At 46.7% G+C, this 21,366-nt stretch carries 14 protein-coding genes; 11 read left to right on the top strand and 3 right to left on the bottom strand.

Annotated elements, in window-relative coordinates; all coding sequences use genetic code 11:
• Positions 1–17: 17 nt before the first annotated feature.
• Complete coding sequence (locus ACO1R6_RS00135; RefSeq protein ID WP_486261237.1) at positions 18–1,139, top strand: Gfo/Idh/MocA family protein; 1,122 nt, start codon at positions 18–20, stop codon at positions 1,137–1,139.
• A gap of 242 nt (positions 1,140–1,381) precedes the next feature.
• Here the strand turns inward: ACO1R6_RS00135 and ACO1R6_RS00140 are convergent, their stop codons facing one another.
• From ACO1R6_RS00140 to ACO1R6_RS00150, 3 genes are all read right to left on the bottom strand, one after another.
• Complete coding sequence (locus ACO1R6_RS00140; protein WP_486261239.1) at positions 1,382–3,025, bottom strand: carboxylesterase/lipase family protein; 1,644 nt, start codon at positions 3,023–3,025, stop codon at positions 1,382–1,384.
• A 271-nt stretch (positions 3,026–3,296) separates the two neighbouring features.
• Positions 3,297–4,343 carry an aldo/keto reductase gene (locus ACO1R6_RS00145; RefSeq protein ID WP_486261241.1) on the bottom strand — a complete coding sequence of 349 codons (1,047 nt, stop codon included), beginning with the start codon at positions 4,341–4,343 and terminating at the stop codon, positions 3,297–3,299.
• A gap of 176 nt (positions 4,344–4,519) precedes the next feature.
• A complete protein-coding gene (locus ACO1R6_RS00150; protein WP_486261243.1) occupies positions 4,520–5,998 on the bottom strand; it encodes a family 43 glycosylhydrolase in 1,479 nt (492 codons plus the stop codon).
• 748 nt (positions 5,999–6,746) lie between these two features.
• Between ACO1R6_RS00150 and ACO1R6_RS00155 the strand changes: the two genes are divergently transcribed.
• From ACO1R6_RS00155 to rodA, 10 genes are all read left to right on the top strand, one after another.
• Complete coding sequence (locus ACO1R6_RS00155) at positions 6,747–9,860, top strand: SusC/RagA family TonB-linked outer membrane protein (protein ID WP_486261245.1); 3,114 nt, start codon at positions 6,747–6,749, stop codon at positions 9,858–9,860.
• 28 nt (positions 9,861–9,888) lie between these two features.
• Positions 9,889–11,409: a RagB/SusD family nutrient uptake outer membrane protein gene (locus ACO1R6_RS00160; protein ID WP_486261247.1), complete on the top strand. Its 1,521-nt coding sequence runs from the start codon at positions 9,889–9,891 to the stop codon at positions 11,407–11,409.
• Between the two features lie 178 nt (positions 11,410–11,587).
• Positions 11,588–13,201 carry a CehA/McbA family metallohydrolase gene (locus ACO1R6_RS00165; protein WP_486261249.1) on the top strand — a complete coding sequence of 538 codons (1,614 nt, stop codon included), beginning with the start codon at positions 11,588–11,590 and terminating at the stop codon, positions 13,199–13,201.
• Between the two features lie 195 nt (positions 13,202–13,396).
• Positions 13,397–13,975: a phosphoribosylglycinamide formyltransferase gene (purN, locus tag ACO1R6_RS00170; RefSeq protein ID WP_486261251.1), complete on the top strand. Its 579-nt coding sequence runs from the start codon at positions 13,397–13,399 to the stop codon at positions 13,973–13,975.
• Between the two features lie 211 nt (positions 13,976–14,186).
• A complete protein-coding gene (gene purH, locus ACO1R6_RS00175) occupies positions 14,187–15,704 on the top strand; it encodes a bifunctional phosphoribosylaminoimidazolecarboxamide formyltransferase/IMP cyclohydrolase (RefSeq protein WP_486261253.1) in 1,518 nt (505 codons plus the stop codon).
• A gap of 388 nt (positions 15,705–16,092) precedes the next feature.
• A complete protein-coding gene (locus ACO1R6_RS00180; protein WP_486261255.1) occupies positions 16,093–17,118 on the top strand; it encodes a rod shape-determining protein in 1,026 nt (341 codons plus the stop codon).
• Between the two features lie 9 nt (positions 17,119–17,127).
• Positions 17,128–18,027 carry a rod shape-determining protein MreC gene (gene mreC, locus ACO1R6_RS00185; RefSeq protein ID WP_486261257.1) on the top strand — a complete coding sequence of 300 codons (900 nt, stop codon included), beginning with the start codon at positions 17,128–17,130 and terminating at the stop codon, positions 18,025–18,027.
• The gene (locus tag ACO1R6_RS00190) at positions 18,020–18,541 is read left to right on the top strand and encodes a hypothetical protein (protein WP_486261259.1); all 522 of its coding nucleotides are present in this window, start codon (positions 18,020–18,022) and stop codon (positions 18,539–18,541) included. The genes mreC and ACO1R6_RS00190 overlap by 8 nt, the downstream gene beginning before the upstream one ends.
• A 124-nt stretch (positions 18,542–18,665) precedes the next feature.
• Complete coding sequence (mrdA, locus tag ACO1R6_RS00195) at positions 18,666–20,504, top strand: penicillin-binding protein 2 (RefSeq protein WP_486261261.1); 1,839 nt, start codon at positions 18,666–18,668, stop codon at positions 20,502–20,504.
• Positions 20,505–21,366: rod shape-determining protein RodA (gene rodA, locus ACO1R6_RS00200; protein ID WP_486261263.1), on the top strand; the 862-nt coding region annotated here is incomplete at its 3' end.

A 21,366-nucleotide genomic window follows, 5' to 3' on the forward strand; every position in this document is an offset into this window, starting at 1 on the left:
CCCATAAACCTGTTGTTATGAAATCACGTCGCGAATTTTTGCAAAAACTTACCGCCTCGGCCATGGCCCTGCCTTTTTTGCCCGATGCAGAAGCTTTAAGTATTTCTAACTTTTATAACCAGCCTTACGAGGGGCCGGTGCTCCGGGTAGCCATTATGGGCTTAGGTGGTTACGGCACGCGGGTAGCCGAAGCCATGCAGGCTTGTAAACGGGCCAAACTGGTGGGCGTGATCAGCGGTACGCCGGCCAAAGTAAAAGACTGGCAAAGTAAGTACAACATTCCGGCCAAGAACTGCTACAACTACGATAACTTTGACCGCATAAAAGACAACCGCGACATTGATGCCGTATACATTATTACGCCCAATGCCCTGCACCACGACCAGGCCATTCGGGTGGCCAAAGCAGGCAAGCACGTTATTTGCGAAAAACCCATGGCCCTGAACGCCAAAGAAGGGCAGGAAATAATTAATGCCTGTAACCAGGCCAAAGTAAAATTGCTCGTGGGTTACCGCATGCACTTTGAGGCCAATACCCTGGAGGTTATCCGGATGCGCCAGGCCGGCGAATTTGGAAAGATTAAGTTTTTTCAGGGCTTATGCGGCTTTACGGCCGGCGACCCAAACCAATGGCGTTTAAACAAACAACTGGCCGGCGGTGGTGCCCTGATGGATATTGGCATTTACGCCATCAACGGTTCGCGGTACATGATTGGCGAAGAACCCATTTGGGTAACAGCCCAGGAAACCAAAACCAATCCCGAAAAATTTAAAACCGGCGTCGACGAAACCATTCAGTTCCAGTTGGGCTTTCCCGGCGGGGCCGTTGCTTCTTGTTTATCGACTTATAACATGAACCACCTCGACCGTTTTTTCCTGAACGGTGAAAAAGGTTTTGCTGAAATGCAGCCTTCTACGGGGTATGGCCCCATTAAGGGCCGGACGCATAAAGGCGAGCTAAATAAACCGCACGTAACCCACCAAACGGTACAAATGGAAGAAATGGCCGGCATTATTCTGGAAAACAAAAAGCCTGTGGTACCCGTGGACGGCTACGAAGGTCTGAAAGATTTGAAAATAATAGATGCCATTTACCAGGCGGTTAGTACCGGTAAAAAAGTAGACTTAAAATTAACCTAGTGCCTTTCCAAATCTCCGATGTCTCGCCGGTGATAGCGGAGGAACCCCAAGGCGCTATTTCAATAGACAAAGTTTAGCCTCAGCTAAATTTCTGTTAAAGAATCTGTTTCGTGTTTTAATCTTATTTGAAAAAGCAATTTAGCGGCCCTGAGCGGAGTTGTCACGGCTCAGGGCGCTTTATATCCAATGCTAAACGGATCTAAAGTAAAATCAAGACAGCAAAAGGTTAAGCCGGAATATTATTATTTGGCCGAGAGTTTTTCCAGTAATAAATAGCGTTCCTGGGTTTGATCGGTTTCTAGGCGGGTGTTTACATCTATGCGCATAACCGGTGCCGGGGTGCCGGGTTTTAAGGCCGGCCAGTTAGGTAACCCTTTGCCGTTGGGATTGCCGGTTTTAATAAAATTAGCAAAATACGACTGCATGGTGGTCGATACCTGGTAATCTTCGGGTGCCCAGGCGTAAACTTTATTTGTAGCCAGGTTGCCCATGGCGTATTCAATCTCCGCCGAATGCACGGCTCCCCGGGCCGGCGGAGCGGGTTTAGCAGCCGGTTCGCTGTTCCGGATAACGCCGCCCGCCAAACCCGGCGTAGCGTTGCCCATTTCGGGTGTCATGGCCGGGCGCGGTCGCATATAAAAGTAGCGGTACACGGGTTTGCCACTGGTTTGGCTGTGGGCATCAATCAACTTCCAGGTACTGTAGCCAATAAACCGGTCGCCGGCTAAATTGGTAGCAGCCTGTATAATTTCATTTTCGGTGGTGCCGGGGTATAACTTTTGCACGTCGGCGGCGCGTTCCCCGTAAAGTTTTTGCAGGGCTCTGGCGTAATTTTCTGGAGTGGGCGCCTCCTGCCCTAAAATTGATTTATAGCCCGATTCTTCGGAGTTCCAGCCGGCCAGCAGCGGTACGCGGGCCTGCTGCCCCTTTGTAAATATTTCTACGGGCGCTTTCGGGAAAAAATAGCCATCTACTACTACCGGAAAACGGCCTACGCCGGGCTTGCCGGTGGCCTGTAAAAGTTGCTCGGCTGGTATGGCCCGCAAAGCAGCCAGGGTATTTGCGCCTACATTCGTGGCGAAAGTCGTGCCTAATTGCTCACCCTGGGCTAACTGCATAGTAGGTTGCAGCGATAACAAAGAGCCACTCTCACCAATAGCCCCGGCGATTAAATCTTTCGATAAAGGCGAAGCCATCTGGGCGCTTACCGAATAAGAACCCGCCGATTCGCCGGCAATGGTAACTTTAGTTGGGTCGCCGCCAAAGGCCGAAATATTTTGTTTTACCCAGCGGAGGGCCGCGTTTTGGTCCAAGAGGCCATAATTGCCCGAGGCTTTGTTCGGCGATTCTTTGGTTAACTCGGGGTGGGCCATAAACCCAAATACACCGAGCCGGTAATTTACTGTAACCGCAACTATACCCCGCTGGGCCATGCTTTCGCCGTCGTAGCGGGGCTCAGAGCCATCGCCGGCCACAAAACCACCGCCGTAAAAATACACCAGCACCGGCAACCGCTCTTTCCCGGTTTTAGCCGACGTCCACACGTTCAGGTACAAACAATCTTCGCTCATACCGTTCGACCGGAAGTTCATGTCGCCGAATAAAGCCAGTTGCATGGCGCGCGGGCCAAACTGATTAGCCGGCCGCACGCCCTGCCAGTTTTTAACGGGCTGGGGTTCGCGCCACCGCAAATTACCTACCGGCGGGGCGGCAAACGGTATTCCTTTAAAAGACCGGATGCCGCTTTTTTCGGTGGTGCCTTGTAGCAGACCATTGCTTATTTTAACCTGGTCGGCTGCCGCACCGGTTTTGGTTTGGGCCACGCCGGCCGGCCAGATAAGTACCGCCAGCAAACCAGCCAATAATATTTTATTTATAAAGTGCATACAAAAGGTGGATAATTATTAAAATATCTCTGAATGAAAGAATTTTGCTCACGGCCACTTGGTACAATACCCGCGTAATATTTAATCAACCAAAACTTTACCTATTCGGATTTATCCGAGCCAAATAATGCATGTTGATAGCTGTAAATGCCGGTTTACTCTTTAAGTCTCTTTACCTGGGTAATATAAAAAAAGACTTTGGGCCAACCTAAGTTTTACAGCTTTGTGAGGTATTAAATTTTTGGTACTCAGTACATACCCGCCGCGCCGCTTAAACCGGTTTGTAAAAGTTGGGTAACGGATTTAACCGGGTATTTTGCCGCTGATGCCAGTACGGGTAAATAGGAGGCACTTCGCTGGCCTTGTCGAGTCTTTTAACTTGTTCTACGGTCAGGTTCCAGCCAACGGCTTCTAAATTTTGCCTTAATTGTTCTTCGTTGCGGGCGCCAATAATAACGCTGGCTACGGTTGGGCGTTGTAAAAGCCAGTTAATAGCCACTTGCGCAACCGTTTTACCGGTTTCGGCGGCTATTTCGTCTATTACATCCAGGGTGTTATAAAATATATCTTCGTTTACTACGGCTTCGGGCACCGGACTACCGCCTTGTGCTACGCGGCTATCGGGCGGCAAAGGTTGGTTGCGGCGGTATTTGCCCCCTAAGCGGCCGGCGGCCAACGGCGACCAGATGATGGCACCCACATTCTGATCTAAACCCAGCGGCATCAGTTCCCATTCGTACTCGCGGTTAGCCAGCGAATAATACACCTGGTGCCCCACGTAGCGGGTCCAGCCGTATTTTTCCGACACAGCCAAAGATTTCATGAGGTGCCAACCAGAAAAATTAGATGCGGCCAGGTAACGGATTTTACCGCTTTGGACCAATCCTTCTAGGGTATGAAGGGTTTCTTCTACGGGCGTATTGCCATCGAAACCGTGCATGTGGTAAATATCAATGTAATCGGTGCCCAGGCGTTGCAGGCTGCCTTCAACTTGTTTAATTAAATGTGACCGCGATGAACCCTGGTTGTAAGGCCCTTCGCCAAACGGGAAAGTACCTTTTGTGGAAATAATGAGCTTATCCCGCTTGCCCGCCATGGCTTTGCCCAATATTTCTTCGGATAAACCTTGCGAATAAATATCGGCGGTATCAAAAAAATTAACCCCGGCTTCTACACAAATATCTACCAAACGGGTAGCTTCGGCTACCTGGGTACTGCCCCAGGCTTTAAAAAATTCGGTACCGCCGCCAAAAGTAGCAGTGCCAAAGCTAAGCACGGGTACAAATAATCCTGAGGGGCCTAATTTTCTGTATTCCATATTATCTAATTTTCTTTATTTAAATTTAATAGAGCTGTTCTCTTTAGAAAGTAGCCGGAGCTGGCTAAAGCAGTTACTCCGGAAATATTCGGCTGTACGCAAAACTAAAAATAAGTTAGCCGGTTGCCCGCCTAAATATTATTACCAGATAGTTAAGTTGCGGGGCCGGTAAATATTCAGGAAAGATAAACACCTTCGTCGGTAAAATGCAGGGGCACGGCCAGCAAAGCCCGGAATTTTTTGTAACCGGCTTTACCCGGAAAATACGCGTGCAAAAACAGCAAAGGTTTACCATTGGGATCCGTTACCAAAGAGGGATGGCCGGGTGCCCACCACTCGGCGGTTGATTGCAGCAAAGGCTTTTCCATTTTGCGGTAGGGCCCCAGCGGCGCATCGGCAATAGCTACCCCAATTCCGTATTGGTCCGTCGAAAAATCGTTGCCGGCGTAAAACAAGTAATATTTAGCGTTTTGCTTGGTTACCCACATGCCTTCTACCAGGTGCGCTTCCCAATTTAAGTCATTTTGAATTATCTGGGTGCGTTCGCCCACCAGGTGGGTACCGTCCGGCGATAAAGGCTGGGCGTACATGGGCGTTTTCATAAATTGCTGCACGGCACTTATTTTATCTTTTACATCTGGTGTTTGATTAGTAGCTAGCGTGGTTAAGGTTTTATAAAAAGCCGGATAAACGGAAATAACGGCTTCTATTAAACTTTGCAAAACTAAAAAACGCTCCATGGGCAGCAATGTACGCGCCCAGGGCCAGATAGTAACCAGAAACGAAGCGGTAGCCTGATCGGCGGGCGCGGCAAACAAGGTTGCTATTAAATGCGGTTGTTCGTAAAGTAAATTCAGGAGCAGGCCCGGCCAAACATCGTTGTTATCTTCTTTCCAATACAGGTAAGTGGTTTGGTCGTGCTGCACATAAACGTGCGGGTCAATTACATTCCCTTTTAATATAGGTTCGGAGGCCGGTATAAACGGGCCTTCGGGTTGGGCTGCGATAGCCAGGCCAATGCACAATTCGCGGGTGTGTTTATCGCGGGCGACAAAATATACCCGGAACTCGTTGCCAACCTGGTGCATTTCGGGCGCCCAGTAATCGCTTACAAATTCCCCATCGGCTGCCCACGCTGGTTTTTTACCGGCCGGAAACACGTAACCCACAAATTGCCAGTCAGTGAGGTTTGGGGAGCAAATAATCGGGAAAGAATCGGGGGCATCGTTAGAAGTAGAAAGTACATAATAAAGGGTATTCGCCGGGTCGGCCGGATCGGTTACCCGCAGCACCGCCGGGTCGCCGTAGCCGTAGTGCATGCCGGCATCCAGGTTTTCGCGCAATATTTCCTGGTAAGCTACTTTAGAGGCATAATTTGTTTTTTGTGCGCGGTGGTTTTGCGGTAATCGTAACCCATAATCGGCGGCCAGCTTGCCAAAAAAATTGAGATAGTCCTGGTGGGTATTACCGGCAAGGTGGTAAACGCCTTCTGGCGTTAAACCAAGTGGCGCTTCTTGCGCTGTTACAATAAACTGGCGGGTAATTGGGGCGTTTCCGGCATCTGCGTTCAGGTTTACCACAAAACGATATGGAGTTCCGGCCGGGGAGTTAAAAGATGTTCCAGTTGGGCTTGGCGGGTACGTTAGGTCTTCCATGTTTAAGTATCAGTCTAAAAATGCTGAGCGTAATGCCGGTAGCATCTTGCCTGCCTAATAATTATGCGTGCTCTAATAAAACCTTGTTATAAGCAAACCAACGCCAGAGGTTGCAAATTTGAAAAAAGAATAGCTTGTTTTACATGATGCGATTAATATCTGATAGAAAAAGAGGCAGACCTTACCGGGTAATCTTAAAGTAGTTGTATTGATTTTTGCGGAAGATTAAAATTATTTTTTTGGCTTTATTAATTAAAGTTTTATCTTCGTGTACGTGCACATAATTATGAATGACAACTCCTGGTGCTAACTGCTAGGAGACCAGGGCTTAGCACCAAACGATTAATCTCTTACTGGACTGCATATTTAAATACCGGGTTAATACGGGGATATTTATTTAATGGCTAATTATAGCAGATGCAGCACCTTTTAGTAGTACAGATAATCTACTTTTCCGGTTCTTTATTTTTTACCGCGACTATAAAATGCAAGTTTTACTGGTAAAGCTTCTCGCTTTTTATTTTCGTGTACGTGCCCGGGAATATTCAAGAATGTTTTTGACCAGACATAAAGATGTAGTTAATATAATAAAACAACAAGCTTACAATAAACAGCTAAGTAACTAACCTGCAGATATATTATACGGCAAGTAATTATCGCCAGACTTTATACAGCGCAAATAGCGCCGGCTTAATTTTTAAGATTAGTTTAATTAATTGTTCCACCCTAATGCTCACTAATTTTTAACATGTCCAACTATTCTATTATGCAAAAAATTATCTGGAAACTCCTGGTGGTTAAGCTGCTATTGCTAACCATGGCGGTGTGGCCCCAAATGCTGCAGGCACAATCTACTACCATCTCTGGTACGGTCCGGTCCGTTACCGACCAACAACCGTTGCCCGGGGTAACGGTGGCCATCAAAAATACACAAACGGGTACCACTACCAACGAGAATGGTCGTTACCAATTACCAGATGTGCCGCCTAATGCGGTTTTGGTATTTTCGTTTGTGGGTTTTAAAAGCCTGGAAAGACCGGTAGGTAATAACTCGACCTTAGATATAGTTTTGGAAGAAGATAATGCCCAACTGGACGAAGTTGTAGTGGTGGGCTACGGTACCCAAAAGAAAAGAGAAGTAACGGGAGCGGTGTCTTCGATTAAGTCCGAAGATATTACCAAAGTAGCTACCAACAGTTTTACCTCGGCCATTCAGGGTAAAGTGCCGGGCGTGTTTATTGCACAAACCAGCGGGGCACCGGGTGGTTCTTCCTCTGTTAGAATACGGGGGGTAGGTACTACCGGGGGCAACGAGCCTTTGTACGTAGTAGATGGCATGCCTTTGGGCGGCGGCAGTATGGGTATCAGTGGCAGTTCGGATCGGGTAGACGGCCTTTCGGTAATTAACCCGAACGATATAGAATCAATTGAAGTATTAAAAGACGCGGCCGCAGCGGCTATTTACGGTGCCCGGGCGGCAAACGGCGTAATCTTAATTACCACCAAACGGGGTAAAGAAGGCCAGGCCAAAGTAAGTCTGGATGCTTATACCGGCGTGCAGCAACTCTGGAAAAAACCGGAATTTTTAAATGCCCAGGAATTTACCACCCTGGCCAACGAATTGTATACCAACTCCGGCATGGCGCCCAACCCAGAATGGGCCAATCCGGCCTCTTTTGGCGAAGGCACCAACTGGATCGATCAGGTTTTCCGCGCCGCGCCGGTTCAGAATTACGATGTGAGCGTTAACGGAGGTACCCAAAAATTAAAAGGCGCCCTTTCGCTGGGTTACCGCAACCAGGAAGGAACCATTCTCGAAACCTGGTACAAGCGTTACACTGGCCGGGCTTCGGCCGATTTACAAGCCAATGATAAACTGAGTTTTGGTAGTTCCTTGTCTTTTTCTTATTCCCAGGCCAAGGGCCAGCAAAACCAAGATTTACGGATAGGTATTTTTAACCTGGCGCAACAATTTTATCCTACCCTGGGTCGTGAAGATGTGGTAAACGGCTCGTCGGCTTATTATACCACCCAAGGCGATAATCCGTACCTCCGCGCAAAATCAATCGATAACCAGGTAAATAATTTCCGGGTGTTTGGTAATGCTTTTGGGGTTTACGAAATTATTCCGGGTTTAAAATTCCGGAGCAGCGTAGGTTTGGATGTAAATAATAACCGCGCCAGTACCTGGGAGCCCCGCGCGGAACGCGGACATTACCGCAACTTACAAGCTACTTTGGGCGAAACTTACACCCAGGGCCTGAACTGGTTACTTGAAAATACCCTGTCTTATACCAAAGTTTTCGGCGACCATTCCATTTCGGCGGTAATAGGGCAAACGGCCCAGAAAAATAACAATAACTGGATTGGGGTAACGGCCCGCGAATACCAAAACGAACAGATACGGGTTATTAATAGCAGCAACGAAAACAACCGGCGCGCCAGCGGTACCGGTAGCGAATATACTTTGGCCTCTTACCTGGGCCGGGTTAATTATGCTTTTAAAGACCGGTATTTGTTTTCGGCCAGTATCCGCCGCGACGGTTCTTCCAATTTCGGCCCAAATAATAAATGGGGTAATTTCCCCTCAATTTCAGCCGGTTGGAATATTACCGAAGAAAGCTTTATGCAGAATGCTGCCTTTATCAGTAACTTAAAAATTAGAGGAAGCTGGGGTCGGCTCGGCAATGATGCGATTACACCTTTTGGTTATTTAAGCACCATCCGGTTAGGTACCGTAAACGATAATTATGTATTAGGGCTTAACCAGGGTTTGGTAATTGGGGCCACCATGTCTAAACCGGGTAACCCGGATCTGAAGTGGGAAACCAGCGAGCAAACCAATATTGGTATTGAAGCTTCTTTCCTGAATAACCGCCTTTATTTAACCTCTGATTATTATATCAAAAATACAAAAGATATGTTAATCAGTTTGCCGGTTTCCATTGAGGCTGGCTTCCAGAGTGCGCCTTCTATTAACGGTGGTAAAGTGCAAAATAAAGGTTTAGAATTATTACTGGGCTATCGCAACGATATTGGCGGCTTTCGTTTTGATGTAAGCGGAAACCTGGCTACTCTAAGAAACGAAGTTAAAAGTTTAGGTGTAGGCCAACCCATTACCGGTCCTTCAGTTACCAACTTTTTTACCGTAAATGCTACTTATACTGAGGTAGGTCAACCCATCGGGTATTACCGGGGCTTTATTGTAGACGGCATTTACCAGACCAACGACGAGGTAAATAAAACTTTACAACCCAATGCGGTAGCCGGCGATTTTAGATTCCGGGACATTAACGGCGACAATGTACTATCGGATGCTGACCGCGTTAAAATTGGTAATCCGTGGCCTACCCTCATGTACGGCAGCAATATTGATATGTCTTACAAAGGCTTCGATTTAAATATTATGCTACAGGGGGTAGCGGGCAATGATATTTTCCACGCAAATAAAAGATCAACCTACCCGCTTAAATATTTTGGCGGCACCGGGGTGGTAAATGGCTCTAAAGATGTTTTAAACCGCTGGACGCCCGGCAGTGGCCGGAACGATGTGCCCCGTTTAGCTTATACCGATTCGAACGGAAACTTTGGTAACAGTTCTTCTTTTTACGTAGAAGACGGCAGTTATATGCGCATCCGGAACCTGACCTTGGGTTACCGCTTACCGGAAAATTTTGTCCGCAAAACGGGTCTGTTACAAAATGCCCGCTTGTATGTAAATGCCCAGAACTTGTTCACCTTTACCAAATATTCTGGCTTTGACCCCGAAGTAGGCAGCACCAATCCCATGATGGCCGGCATTGACGATGGCGTTTATCCGCAACCCAGAACCCTAATGGTGGGAGTTAATTTAGGTTTTTAATCAGGTGTTTATTTTTAAATCAAAATATATGAAATCATTAAGTATACGGTTGGGAATTGCCTTTATACTGGCTACCACCGCTTCCTGCTCCGACGATTTTTTAACTTTACAGCCCAAAGATGTACTGACCGATGCCAATTTTTTCCTGACGGAATCGGATGCCCAGGCTGCTTTAATTGGCGTTTACGATAACCTGCAAAAGGAGCCTACTTTTACTAATTTTGGTGATGCCGCCGAAATAGAGTGGGCCATGAGTGGGGACATGTACGAAATGGATGGTTCGGCCGCCCGTATTGAGATTCACTCTTTAAATTTGCCGGCCAGCAATACCATTATTACCAATGTGTACAGCGGCGCTTATCAGGGCATCGGGCGCGCCAATATGGTTATTAACCGGGTAAGCAAAATGGACCTGCCAGACAATACCAAAAATTTAATTATCGGGCAGGCTAAGTTTTTACGCGGGTTATTTTATTACCGCTTAGCCAATTATTTCGGCGGGATACCGCTGGTGGTAGATGAGCTCAATGCTTCTTCTAAACTCGATATTCCCCGTTCATCGGTAGAAGATACCTGGAAACAAATTGAAACTGATTTGCAGGAGGCAGCCGCCGTTTTACCGGCCACCTGGACCAATGCCGCCGATAAAGGCCGGGCCACCAAAACGGCTGCCCTGGGTTTTCTGGTAAAAGCCAGTTTGTGGCAGCAGAAATGGGCCGATGCCGTGAAATACAGCGAAGAAATAGTAGCTACCAATGTGCATGATTTGCTACCCAATTACCGCGATGTGTTCCGGGAGTCGAACGAGAATAACAAAGAGATTTTATTTTCTACGCAGTTCCGGGCTTCGGTTGATGCCGAAGGGAATAACCTGGTAAAAAGAACCGCGCCGCGGGGTGCCCCTTCGGAATTTACCGGTAGTGGCGCCTGGAGTAATTTTGTGCCCCAGCCGCAGTGGGTAAACGCTTTTGAAAAAGATGCAACCGGTAAAATAAAAGACCGCCGCTATTGGCAGGGCATTATTGGGCCCGGCGAAGTGCACCAGGATATGCCCAATTTTGTAATGCCGGTAAATGTACCGGCCGGCTGGTCCCGGACCGGATACATTGTAACAAAATATTGGGAAGCGCCCGTACTAAACAACGGTGGGGTAAATGCGCCTATTCTGCGTTTTGCCGAAGCTTTGCTCAACCACGCCGAGGCCCTGAACGAAACTGGTCGGTCGGAAGAAGCTATGCGCCTGGTAAACCGGGTGCGGGTGCGGGCCGGCTTAGCCGAAAAATCTTTAACCTTGCCCAAAGATCAGGTATTGGATGCAATATTTTACGAGCGGCGCATGGAGTTTATCTGGGAACCAGCCGGTGCCTTCTCTGACCTGAACCGCCGCGGCCGTTTTATTAATTTTATCCGGAACAACCGTTCTAACTTTAGCCAACTAGAAGTAGACAAGAAGCCTTGGTTAGCTACCACGCCCATTCGCTTGCCTATTCCGCGCGAAGCCTGGAACCGGAATAAATCGTTAGAGCAAAATCCGCATTATACGTTCTAATAGTAAATAAATTTGCGCAACGGTGGTCCCGGAAAATAAAGAACCTGCTTTCAGCATGCAGTTCTCTATTTACCGGGGCCACCGTTGTGTTTTTATTGGTAGGGAAAAGGTTGAATAAATAGGCCGCCTTTCCTAAATTCTGCAGATTTAATTAACTTATGGGCTAACCAAAATGCCCATGCCCAAGTCCGGCCTATTTTTCTGGATAATCATTAAAGTTATGCTCCTGATGGGCGGGTGGGCTACCGCCCGGTTGGGTTCGGCGCAACCCCTGCCAACTGGCCAATTGGTAGTAGAAGTTACCGATGCGGCTACCGGTACTTTAACGCCGGTGCGGGTAAAACTTAGTCAGAATGGCCATGCGGTAAAGCAGCTCCCCACCACCGCTGTAGCCGTTATGTACGGCTTATGGGACCACGCCGATGGTTACGGTTTTCAGCCCGATAGTTCTTTTTATGTAAATGGCCGTTTTAATTTGCACCTGGCTCCGGGTACTTACGATTTAACGCTTTCTAAAGGTCCGGAATACATAACCCAAAACCACCAAGTAACAGTACAGTCAAACCAGGTTTTACGGGGTAATTATCGTTTAACCCGCTGGATTAATATGCCCCAGAAAGGCTGGTATTCAGCCGATGATCACATCCATATTCGGCGTTCGCCCCGCGAAGATTCGTTGCTATTGGCCTGGACCCAGGCCGAAGATATTCATGTTGGCGTAATGCTGCGGATGGGCGATTTCTGGGAAACGTATTACCAGCAGTATGCCTGGGGCGAAAAAGGCGTTTACCAGCGGGGCGCTTATTTATTAACTACCGGCCAGGAAGATCCGCGCACCTCCGAACTGGGGCATGCCCTGGGCATAGGTGCCTCGGACCGGGTTCGGTTTACAAAAGAATATTATTTATACGATAAGGTATTTGACCGGCTGCGGGAGTTGGGTGGCGTTGGCGGGTATGCCCATCAGGCCCAAACTTTTCATGGGTACCGCGGCCTGGTGCTGGATGGCCTCCGGGGTAAAGTAGATGTGTTGGAACTGCTTCAGTTTTGTGCTTCGGAAAATCCACTGTTTGTCGATCATTATTATCATTTACTGGATTTGGGTATTCCCCTAACGGCCGTGGCCGGCTCCGATTTTCCGTGGTGCGGCCAGGAGCACGATCAGGGACCACCCGAACGCACGGCCCATATTGGCAATGCCCGCTTTTACACCTACGTACCCGATTCTTTAACTTACCAGAACTGGAAAAAAGGCTTAGCTGCCGGGCATACGTTTGTATCGAGCGGGCCGCAGCTATTTTTGGAAGTAAATAATAAATTGCCCGGCGATAAACTGGCCGTTGGTAAAGGTACCGAACTACACATTACGGCGCATGCCTACGGCCAGGCCACGCAGGTTCCTTTAACCACTTTAGAAATTGTTGGGCATGGCCAGGTTTTGGGACGGGTAACCGCCGGTACAACTGGCCAATCTTCGGAACATCTTTCTTTAACCTTAAACTTACCGGCAGAGCGGGGTATCTGGTTGGCGGCCCGGGCTTATGGCCACGGGCAGCAGGCGGCGCATACAACCCCAATTTACGTGTATGTAGATGGCAAAGGCTTTTATAACCCGGTTACCGCGCCTAAATATTTGCAGCTTAGCCAACAATACCTGCATGAGCTTAAAAAAGAGATAAAACGCCCATCGGCCGACCCGGAAAAGAGAGCCTGGTACTATAAAGCCGGTTTAGAAAGGCGCATCGCTGAAACCCGGAGCATTATAAAAAGCTTGCAAAAGCAACTGAAATAGCACCTTTCTTTATTAAATATTCCCGAAAATAAACTTTAGAAACCAAAGGGCTCAATCTAGATTGGTTATTTATGTTTTTCTGGTTAAACCGGCCAAATTTGGTTGTTAAGAGAGTTTAGCTAATATTTTGATTAAATCGGGCAAAAAATCTCCGGTTTAATGTTCTATATTTGCGCTTCTTTTTAACCGGGTGCTATGGCTGATACCTCCTATAAACACGTTGTTATTTTCGCTTCCGGCTCCGGGAGCAATGCACAACGCCTGATGGCTTACTTCCAGGAACATCCCACGATTAAAGTAGTAGCCTTATTCTCGAATAATCCGGAGGCGTACGCTTTGCAACGGGCGCGAAATTTTAACATCCCAACCCACGTCTTTAACCGAACCCAGTTTAAAGATGGTACCGTGCAGGCGCAAGTGCAGGCGTATAATCCGGCTTTAATTGTGCTGGCGGGCTTTTTGTGGCTGGTGCCGGCCAGTTTTGTGCAGGCTTTTCCAAATAAAATTATTAATATTCATCCGGGGCTGCTACCTAAATATGGCGGCAAAGGCATGCACGGCTTACACGTGCACCAGGCTGTACTCGACAACAAAGAAAAAGAATCAGGTATTACCATCCATTACGTAAATGAATTTTACGACCAGGGCGCTACTATTTTGCAGCAGGTTTGCCCGGTAGAAGAAAACGACACCGCTGAAATATTGGCCAGCCGGGTGCTGGAATTAGAACACGCCCACTTTCCCAAGATAGTGGAACAGCTTTTACTCAACTAGAAATCATGCATTGGGTTACGGTTGATTTTAAGTGTAGAAATTTCTAGATAATTAACCTGGGGAAGACAACCAATATAAATATTAGTATAGTATTTATTTATGCTAATTTCTAATTCATTATTAGTCATTCCGGCCAAACTAAAAACTAACAGCTAATAACTAACTGCTAATACTAAAAACTAACAGCTAATTGCTAACAGCTATATAAATCATGAAAAAAATTCAATCGGCATTAATTTCGGTTTATTACAAAGATAACCTGGAACCCCTGGTGGCACTCCTGAAAGAGCAGGGCGTTACTATTTATTCTACGGGTGGTACCCAAAGTTTTCTGGAAAGTTTAGGCGCCCAGGTTACCGCCGTAGAAGACCTGACCCAATATCCGGCCATTTTTGGTGGTCGCGTAAAAACCCTGCACCCCAAAGTGTTTGGAGGAATTCTGCACCGCCGCGACCACGAAACCGACCAATCTGAAGTACAGACCTTCGAAATTCCGGCCATTGATTTGGTAATTGTAGATTTATATCCTTTCGAAGAAACGGTGCGATCGGGTGCGGCCGAAGCCGATGTGATTGAGAAAATAGACATTGGCGGTATTTCTTTAATCCGGGCCGCGGCCAAAAACTTTAACGATGTGCTAGTGGTGTCGTCGCGGGAGCAATATACCGATGTATTAGAGTTGTTGCAGCAAAACGGTGGCGCTACGGAGTTAGCCGACCGCAAACGGTTTGCTGCCAAAGCTTTTGATATTTCTTCGCATTACGATACCCAAATATTTAATTACCTGAACGGCGGCGAAGGCAGCTATTTTAAGCAAAGCCTGCGCGAAAGCACCCCTTTGCGTTACGGCGAAAACCCACATCAGCAGGGAGTTTTCTACGGCAACCTGAACGACTTATTCGACCAGATTCATGGCAAGCAGTTATCTTACAATAATTTAGTAGATGTAGATGCCGCCGTGGCATTAATAGATGAATTTACCGATGAGCCGGCGGTAGCCATTTTAAAGCACACCAATGCCTGCGGGGTAGCCGTAGCACCTGCTTTGCACCAAGCCTACCTTACCGCCCTGGCCTGCGACCCGGTTTCGGCGTTTGGCGGCGTAATCATCAGCAACACCCCCGTTGATAAAGCTACTGCCGAAGAATTACATAAATTATTTTTTGAAGTGCTTATTGCTCCTGAATTTGCGCCCGATGCTTTAGAAATATTGCAAACCAAAAAGAACCGCATCTTGCTGCGCCGCAAACCAGTAGCGTTGCCCGAAAAATTATTTAAAACTTTGCTTAACGGCGTAATAGAGCAGGACAAAGACCTGAAAACCGAAACCGAAGCCGATTTTAAAGTAGTAACCGAACGCGCCACCACGCCCGAAGAAAACAAAGCGCTGGTGTTTGCCGCCAAAGTTTGTAAACACACCAAATCAAATACCATTGTGCTGGCTACCGAAAACCGTTTAATTTCGAGTGGGGTAGGCCAGACTTCGCGGGTAGATGCATTAAACCAGGCCATCGAAAAAGCCCGGAACTTTGGGTTTGAGTTGCAAGGAGCCGTTATGGCCTCCGACGCTTTCTTCCCGTTCCCCGACTGCGTAGAAATTGCGCAGCAGGTAGGCGTTACCGCCGTGGTACAACCTGGTGGTTCTATCAAAGACCAGGACTCTATTGATTTTTGTAATAAATATAATATGGCCATGGTGTTTACCGGCGTACGCCATTTTAAACACTAAGTAACCTTTTTAAATATTTAAACAAAAAGCCCGGTTTGCCGCCCATGCGTGGCCGCCGGGCTTTTTGTTTAAACAGGAGCTAGTATTTAAAAAGTAAAATATAGGGTTGACCGTAGTTCCGGACCCAAAGAAATATGGGCTTTCGGGTGCTGTTTTATAACTGTTTGATAAACAATATTTAAAATTATTTATTTAATAATAATGCTAGTGTTTTGTCTGAAAAAGGCTGCTGACCAGTTAAAAACTAATTTAGATAAGCTTATATTTTTTGTATAAAACAGATAGTATAAAATTTGATGTAAAATACGTAGTTTTGCACCGAAATATTTGAACCCAACTATGGCGCTTTAAATATTTAAATAAAATTGCCGCAGGGCCCTGAAAACGAATGGGATTATTTAGTTTTTTAACAAGCGATATAGCGATTGATTTAGGTACGGCCAATACCTTAATTATTCATAATGATAAAATTGTAGTTGACGAACCCTCTATTATTGCTGTTGACCGCACCAGTAATAAAGTAATTGCCGTGGGCCGGAGTGCTATGCAAATGCACGAAAAAACCCACGACAACATCAAAACTATCCGGCCCTTAAAAGACGGTGTTATTGCCGACTTTTACGCGGCTGAGCAAATGATCCGGGGATTAATTAAAATGATTGACACCGGTAGCCGTTTGTTTCAGCCGTCGCACCGCATGGTAATCTGTATTCCATCGGGCATTACCGAAGTTGAAAAACGGGCTGTGCGCGACTCTGCAGAGCACGCCGGAGCCAAAGAAGTTTGGATGATCCAGGAGCCCATGGCGGCTGCCATTGGTATTGGCATAGACGTAGAGCAACCCATCGGCTCTATGATTGTAGATATTGGCGGCGGTACTACCGAAATTGCCGTAATTGCCTTATCAGGTATTGTGTGCGACCAATCTATAAAAGTAGCCGGCGATGTGTTTAGTCAGGATATTCTGGATTATATGCGCCGCCAGCACAATTTGCTCATTGGCGAACGTTCCGCCGAAAAAATTAAAATCGAAGTGGGCTCAGCTTTATCGGAACTCGATAACCCGCCCGCTGATTACGAAATCCGGGGCCGCGACTTAATGACCGGTATTCCCAAGGTAATAAAAGTAACTTACACCGAGATTGCCGCTGCCATTGATAAGTCGGTTTCTAAAATAGAAGAAGCCGTGCTGAAAGCCCTGGAAATTTCGCCGCCCGAATTATCGGCGGATATTTACGTAAATGGTATTCACCTGACCGGCGGGGGCGCTTTGCTGCGGGGCCTAGATAAACGCTTGGCGGTTAAAACCAAATTACCGATTCATATTGCCGAAGACCCGCTCCGGGCCGTAGTAAGAGGCACGGGTGCTGCTATTAAAAATATAGAAGGGTTCCGGAATGTACTGCTGTCTTAAAAGCGTTCGATGCGCAATTTATTTGCCTTTATATATAGTTACCGGGGTTTCCTGGTCTTTCTGCTGCTCGAGATTCTTTGTGTTTACCTGATCGTACAGAACAACAGTTACCAGGGTGCCGCTTTTTATAATTCGGCCAATGCTTACGCGGGCCGGGTGCTGGAATTTCAGCGCGAAGTAGCCGATTATTTCCGGTTGGTAGACGTAAACCGTGCCCTGGTAGCCGAAAACAAAGCCTTAAAAGAATCGCTCACCAATATTATGGTCTCCGACCGGCTGGAAAATATTCCGACCGCGCCCGATTCTGTTTTCCGGGTAAAACCCGACAGCCTGACCCTGGCCCAGCAACGCTTAGATACCACCGGCATTGTCCGGACTTTCCGGTTTATTCCGGGCAAAGTAATTAAGAATTCGGTACGGCTGGTAAATAACCATATTCTCCTGAATGTGGGCCAGGCCGATGGGGTAGAACCGGGTTTAGGTGTGGTGGCGAGTGGCGGCATAATCGGGCGGGTAAAAGCAGTATCACAAAACTACGCCACTATTTATTCTTTGCTGCACTCCCAAATGAAAACCTCGGCTAAAGTACGGCGCACCAATACCGTGGGTACCATTATCTGGGAAGGCAACGATTACCGCATTGCTACCCTCGAATATATTCCGCGGCACATAAAACTGGTGAAAGGCGATACCATTGTAACATCGGGTTACAGTGCCGTATTTCCCGAAGGTGTAATGGTAGGCCGGGTAATATCGGCTACCCAAGAATCAGACAAAAGCTTCCTGACGGTAAAAGTAGCGTTATCGGCCGATTTTGATGACCTGACGTACGTGTATGTCGTGAAAAATACCCGGCGCGCCGAACGCGACTCCTTAGAAGCTAAAAGCGGGGTAAAAGAAGATGAATAGACGCACCTTTGTCCATATTTTCCGGTTTTTCCTGTTTCTGGCCGTACAAATATTGCTGGTCCGGAACGTGGTATTGTTTAATACGGCTTTCTGCTACATTTATATTGCCTTTTTGCTGTTTTTGCCTATCCAGATGCCCAAAGTAGCTTTGCTGTTGCTGGCTTTTGTAACCGGCCTTACCGTAGATATATTTTACGATACTGTAGGTATAAATGCGGCAGCCTGTGTATTACTGGCTTACCTGCGGCCCTACGTATTGTTGTTGCTTACTCCCCGCGACGACTACGAAAAGAACGATACCGTAAACCTGCACCTGATGGGTTGGCGGTGGTTTACGGTGTACGCGCTGTTTTTAGTATTTATGCACCATTTTGCCTTGTTTTTTCTGGAATTGGGCAGTTTTAGAGCAGTAGGTTTTACCATGGCCAAGATTATTTTAAGCACTTTGCTTACTTTTCTGGTGCTGGTAATTATTCAGTTGCTTTTCTTTTCCATTCGCCGGGGCAATCGCTAATTTTCTTTTTGCCCGATGTGGCTGTTTTCCAATGGCTAATATTTTAAGTTGGTATTTTACGGTATCTTTGTGAACCAGATAGGTTTTGTCTTAGTTTATCCGATTAAATAGCAGTTTTTTCAGCTTGAAATATTTAGAAAACCGCAAGTACGTTGTTCAGGCCATATTTTTTGTGGTAGGGGCTATATTTGCCATTAAATTATTTTTTATTCAGGTACTAAATACGGAGTACAAGCACGCTGCCGACGCCAATACCATTAAGCGGAAAGTAGAGTACCCGTACCGGGGACTTATTTACGACCGCAAAGGTAAATTGCTGGTGCAAAATATGCCCGTGTACGACATTATGGTGGTACCTAAAGAAGTAAAAAATATTGATACCCTCCGTTTTTGTCAGCTTTTTAAAATGCCGATAGAGGAGTTTCGGCATAAATTAGCTGCGGCCAAAGCTTATTCCTACGTTAAACCAACGCCTTTTTTACAAAAGCTCAGTCCCGAGGAATTTGCCTCCTTGCAAGATAACCTGGTCGAGTTTCCGGCATTTATACCCATGGCCCGTACGGTCCGGAGTTATCCGCACCAAAGCCTGGCGCACGCTTTGGGGTATATTGGCGAGATTAGCCCTCGGCAGTTAGAAGATTCTGCGTATGCGGTTTATGCGCCCGGCGATTATTTGGGTGTAAGCGGCATTGAACGGACCTATGAAAATATTCTGATGGGGCGCAAAGGCGTGAAATACCGGATGGTAAACGTGCGCGGCATTGATAAAGGGCCTTTTAAAGAAGGACAATACGATACCGCCTCGGTAGCCGGCCAAAATATTGTTTCTTCGATTGATTTAGAATTACAGCAGTACGCCGAAAAGTTAATGAATGGAAAGCGGGGTGCCGTGGTAGCAATTGAGCCAAGCACCGGAGAAATTTTAGCGTTTGTTTCCGCTCCTTTTTACGACCCTAATTTACTTACCGGAAAAGAGCTGGGTAATAATTACATGGCCTTATTCCGCGATCCCAATAAACCTTTATTTAACCGTCCCATAAAATCAACCAACCCGCCTGGTTCGGTTTTTAAAACGGTGCAAGCTTTAATCGGATTACAAGAAGGAATGCTTACGCCCAATACCGGCTATGCGTGTAATCAATCTTTAGTAAAATGCTCTCATAATCATCCTTATCCTTCAGACTTAACTATTGCCATCGAAAACTCCTGTAACCCTTATTTTTACCGGGTATTCCAAAGCCTGGTTAATAAAGGCCAATCCCGAAATATTTACCAGGATACGCATTTAGGGTTAGACCAATGGCGCGAACGGGTAATGAAATTTGGCTTTGCGAGTAAATTAGGCATTGACTTACCTTTTGAAAATACCGGAATTATTGCCTCCTCTAAGTACTACGACAAACATTACGGTCCAAAAGGCTGGAAATATCAGACCATTTATTCTATGAGTATTGGTCAGGGCGAAACGGGTGCTACTCCGCTCCATTTAGTTAATGTTATGGCTATAATTGCCAACCGGGGGTATTATTATCCGCCTCACCTGATAAAGGAAATTGGTAATACCGGTAAGCCGCTTCCGCAATATTTAGAGAAAAAACAGGTAATGATTGATGCGAAACATTTTGAACCGGTTATAGAAGGAATGTCCAGGGTTATGTCTTCGCGCTGGGGAACGGCTTGGCGAGCCAATCTGAGTCATTTAGATATAGAAATATGTGGTAAAACCGGTACGGTGCAAAATCCGCATGGTAGAGACCATGCCGTATTTGCCGCCTTTGCTCCCCGGCAAAATCCTAAGATTGCCATTGCGGTGTATATTGAAAATGCCGGCTTTGGATCCTCTTCTTCCGCGTACGTGGCTAATTTAATGTTCCAGAAATATCTGACCGGTACTATATCTAAAAAGACCGAATGGATGGAGCCTTGGATTATTGATGAAACTTACCTCAAAATAAAGCATTAAATGAACCGTTCGCCTAAAATTTCGCGCAACATAGATTGGATAACGGTTAGTTTATACGCCGCTATGGTTTTGCTGGGTTGGGTAAACGTGTATGCGGCCGTTTACAGCCCCGATAATATTATTAATATTTTTAGCTGGGATATTAATTCGGGCAAACAACTCGCCTGGATTGGCACGTCTATCATAATCATTATCGTTTTACTGGTAATTGATCACCGGGCGTACGAGTCGTTTGCTTATCCCATTTACGGAGTTGTTATTCTGCTGCTCATTTTTACGCTAATATTTGCCCGGCCCATTGCAGGTTCCCGATCCTGGCTGGAGTTGGGTAGCATCCGGATTCAGCCGGCTGAATTTGCCAAATTTGCCACGGCCCTGGCGGTGTCGCGGTTTATGAGTACTATTAACTTGCGGCAGCAAAACTGGAAAGAACACGCTGTATTGGCCGGTTTAACGGTACTGCCGCCTTTGCTTATTTTGTTATCCAACGAAACCGGGTCGGCGTTGGTGTTTGGCGCTTTTTTGCTGGCTTTTTTCCGGGAAGGTATGTCGCCGCTGATTTTGATTGTAGGTACCATTGCCGTAGCTATTTTTATTATTACGTTGCTGGTGCCCAAACTAATAATTGTAGGTACTATTACGGTCTTATTCTCTTTGGTAATTTGGTTAAATCAGCGGCTTTTGCGGCGTCTTACCACCATTGTCCCTATTTACCTGGCCATTGTAGCCATGATTTTTAGCGTCGATTTTTTTGTGAATAATATTTTGCAGGCCCACCAGCAAAACCGCATTAAAGCTTTAATTAATCCGGAGGCCGACCCGTTGGGTTTTGGTTGGAATGTAACGCAATCTAAAATTGCGA

It is taken from the genome of Adhaeribacter sp. (assembly GCF_057359045.1).

Excerpts from the sequence above, each read along its gene's own strand:
- ACO1R6_RS00135 (WP_486261237.1), top strand. The coding sequence starts at position 18 with ATGAAATCACGTCGCGAATTTTTGCAAAAACTTACCGCCTCGGCCATG.
- ACO1R6_RS00140 (WP_486261239.1), bottom strand. The coding sequence starts at position 3,025 with ATGCACTTTATAAATAAAATATTATTGGCTGGTTTGCTGGCGGTACTT.
- ACO1R6_RS00145 (WP_486261241.1), bottom strand. The coding sequence starts at position 4,343 with ATGGAATACAGAAAATTAGGCCCCTCAGGATTATTTGTACCCGTGCTT.
- ACO1R6_RS00150 (WP_486261243.1), bottom strand. The coding sequence starts at position 5,998 with ATGGAAGACCTAACGTACCCGCCAAGCCCAACTGGAACATCTTTTAAC.
- ACO1R6_RS00155 (WP_486261245.1), top strand. The coding sequence starts at position 6,747 with ATGTCCAACTATTCTATTATGCAAAAAATTATCTGGAAACTCCTGGTG.
- ACO1R6_RS00160 (WP_486261247.1), top strand. The coding sequence starts at position 9,889 with ATGAAATCATTAAGTATACGGTTGGGAATTGCCTTTATACTGGCTACC.
- ACO1R6_RS00165 (WP_486261249.1), top strand. The coding sequence starts at position 11,588 with ATGCCCAAGTCCGGCCTATTTTTCTGGATAATCATTAAAGTTATGCTC.
- purN (WP_486261251.1), top strand. The coding sequence starts at position 13,397 with ATGGCTGATACCTCCTATAAACACGTTGTTATTTTCGCTTCCGGCTCC.
- purH (WP_486261253.1), top strand. The coding sequence starts at position 14,187 with ATGAAAAAAATTCAATCGGCATTAATTTCGGTTTATTACAAAGATAAC.
- ACO1R6_RS00180 (WP_486261255.1), top strand. The coding sequence starts at position 16,093 with ATGGGATTATTTAGTTTTTTAACAAGCGATATAGCGATTGATTTAGGT.
- mreC (WP_486261257.1), top strand. The coding sequence starts at position 17,128 with ATGCGCAATTTATTTGCCTTTATATATAGTTACCGGGGTTTCCTGGTC.
- ACO1R6_RS00190 (WP_486261259.1), top strand. The coding sequence starts at position 18,020 with ATGAATAGACGCACCTTTGTCCATATTTTCCGGTTTTTCCTGTTTCTG.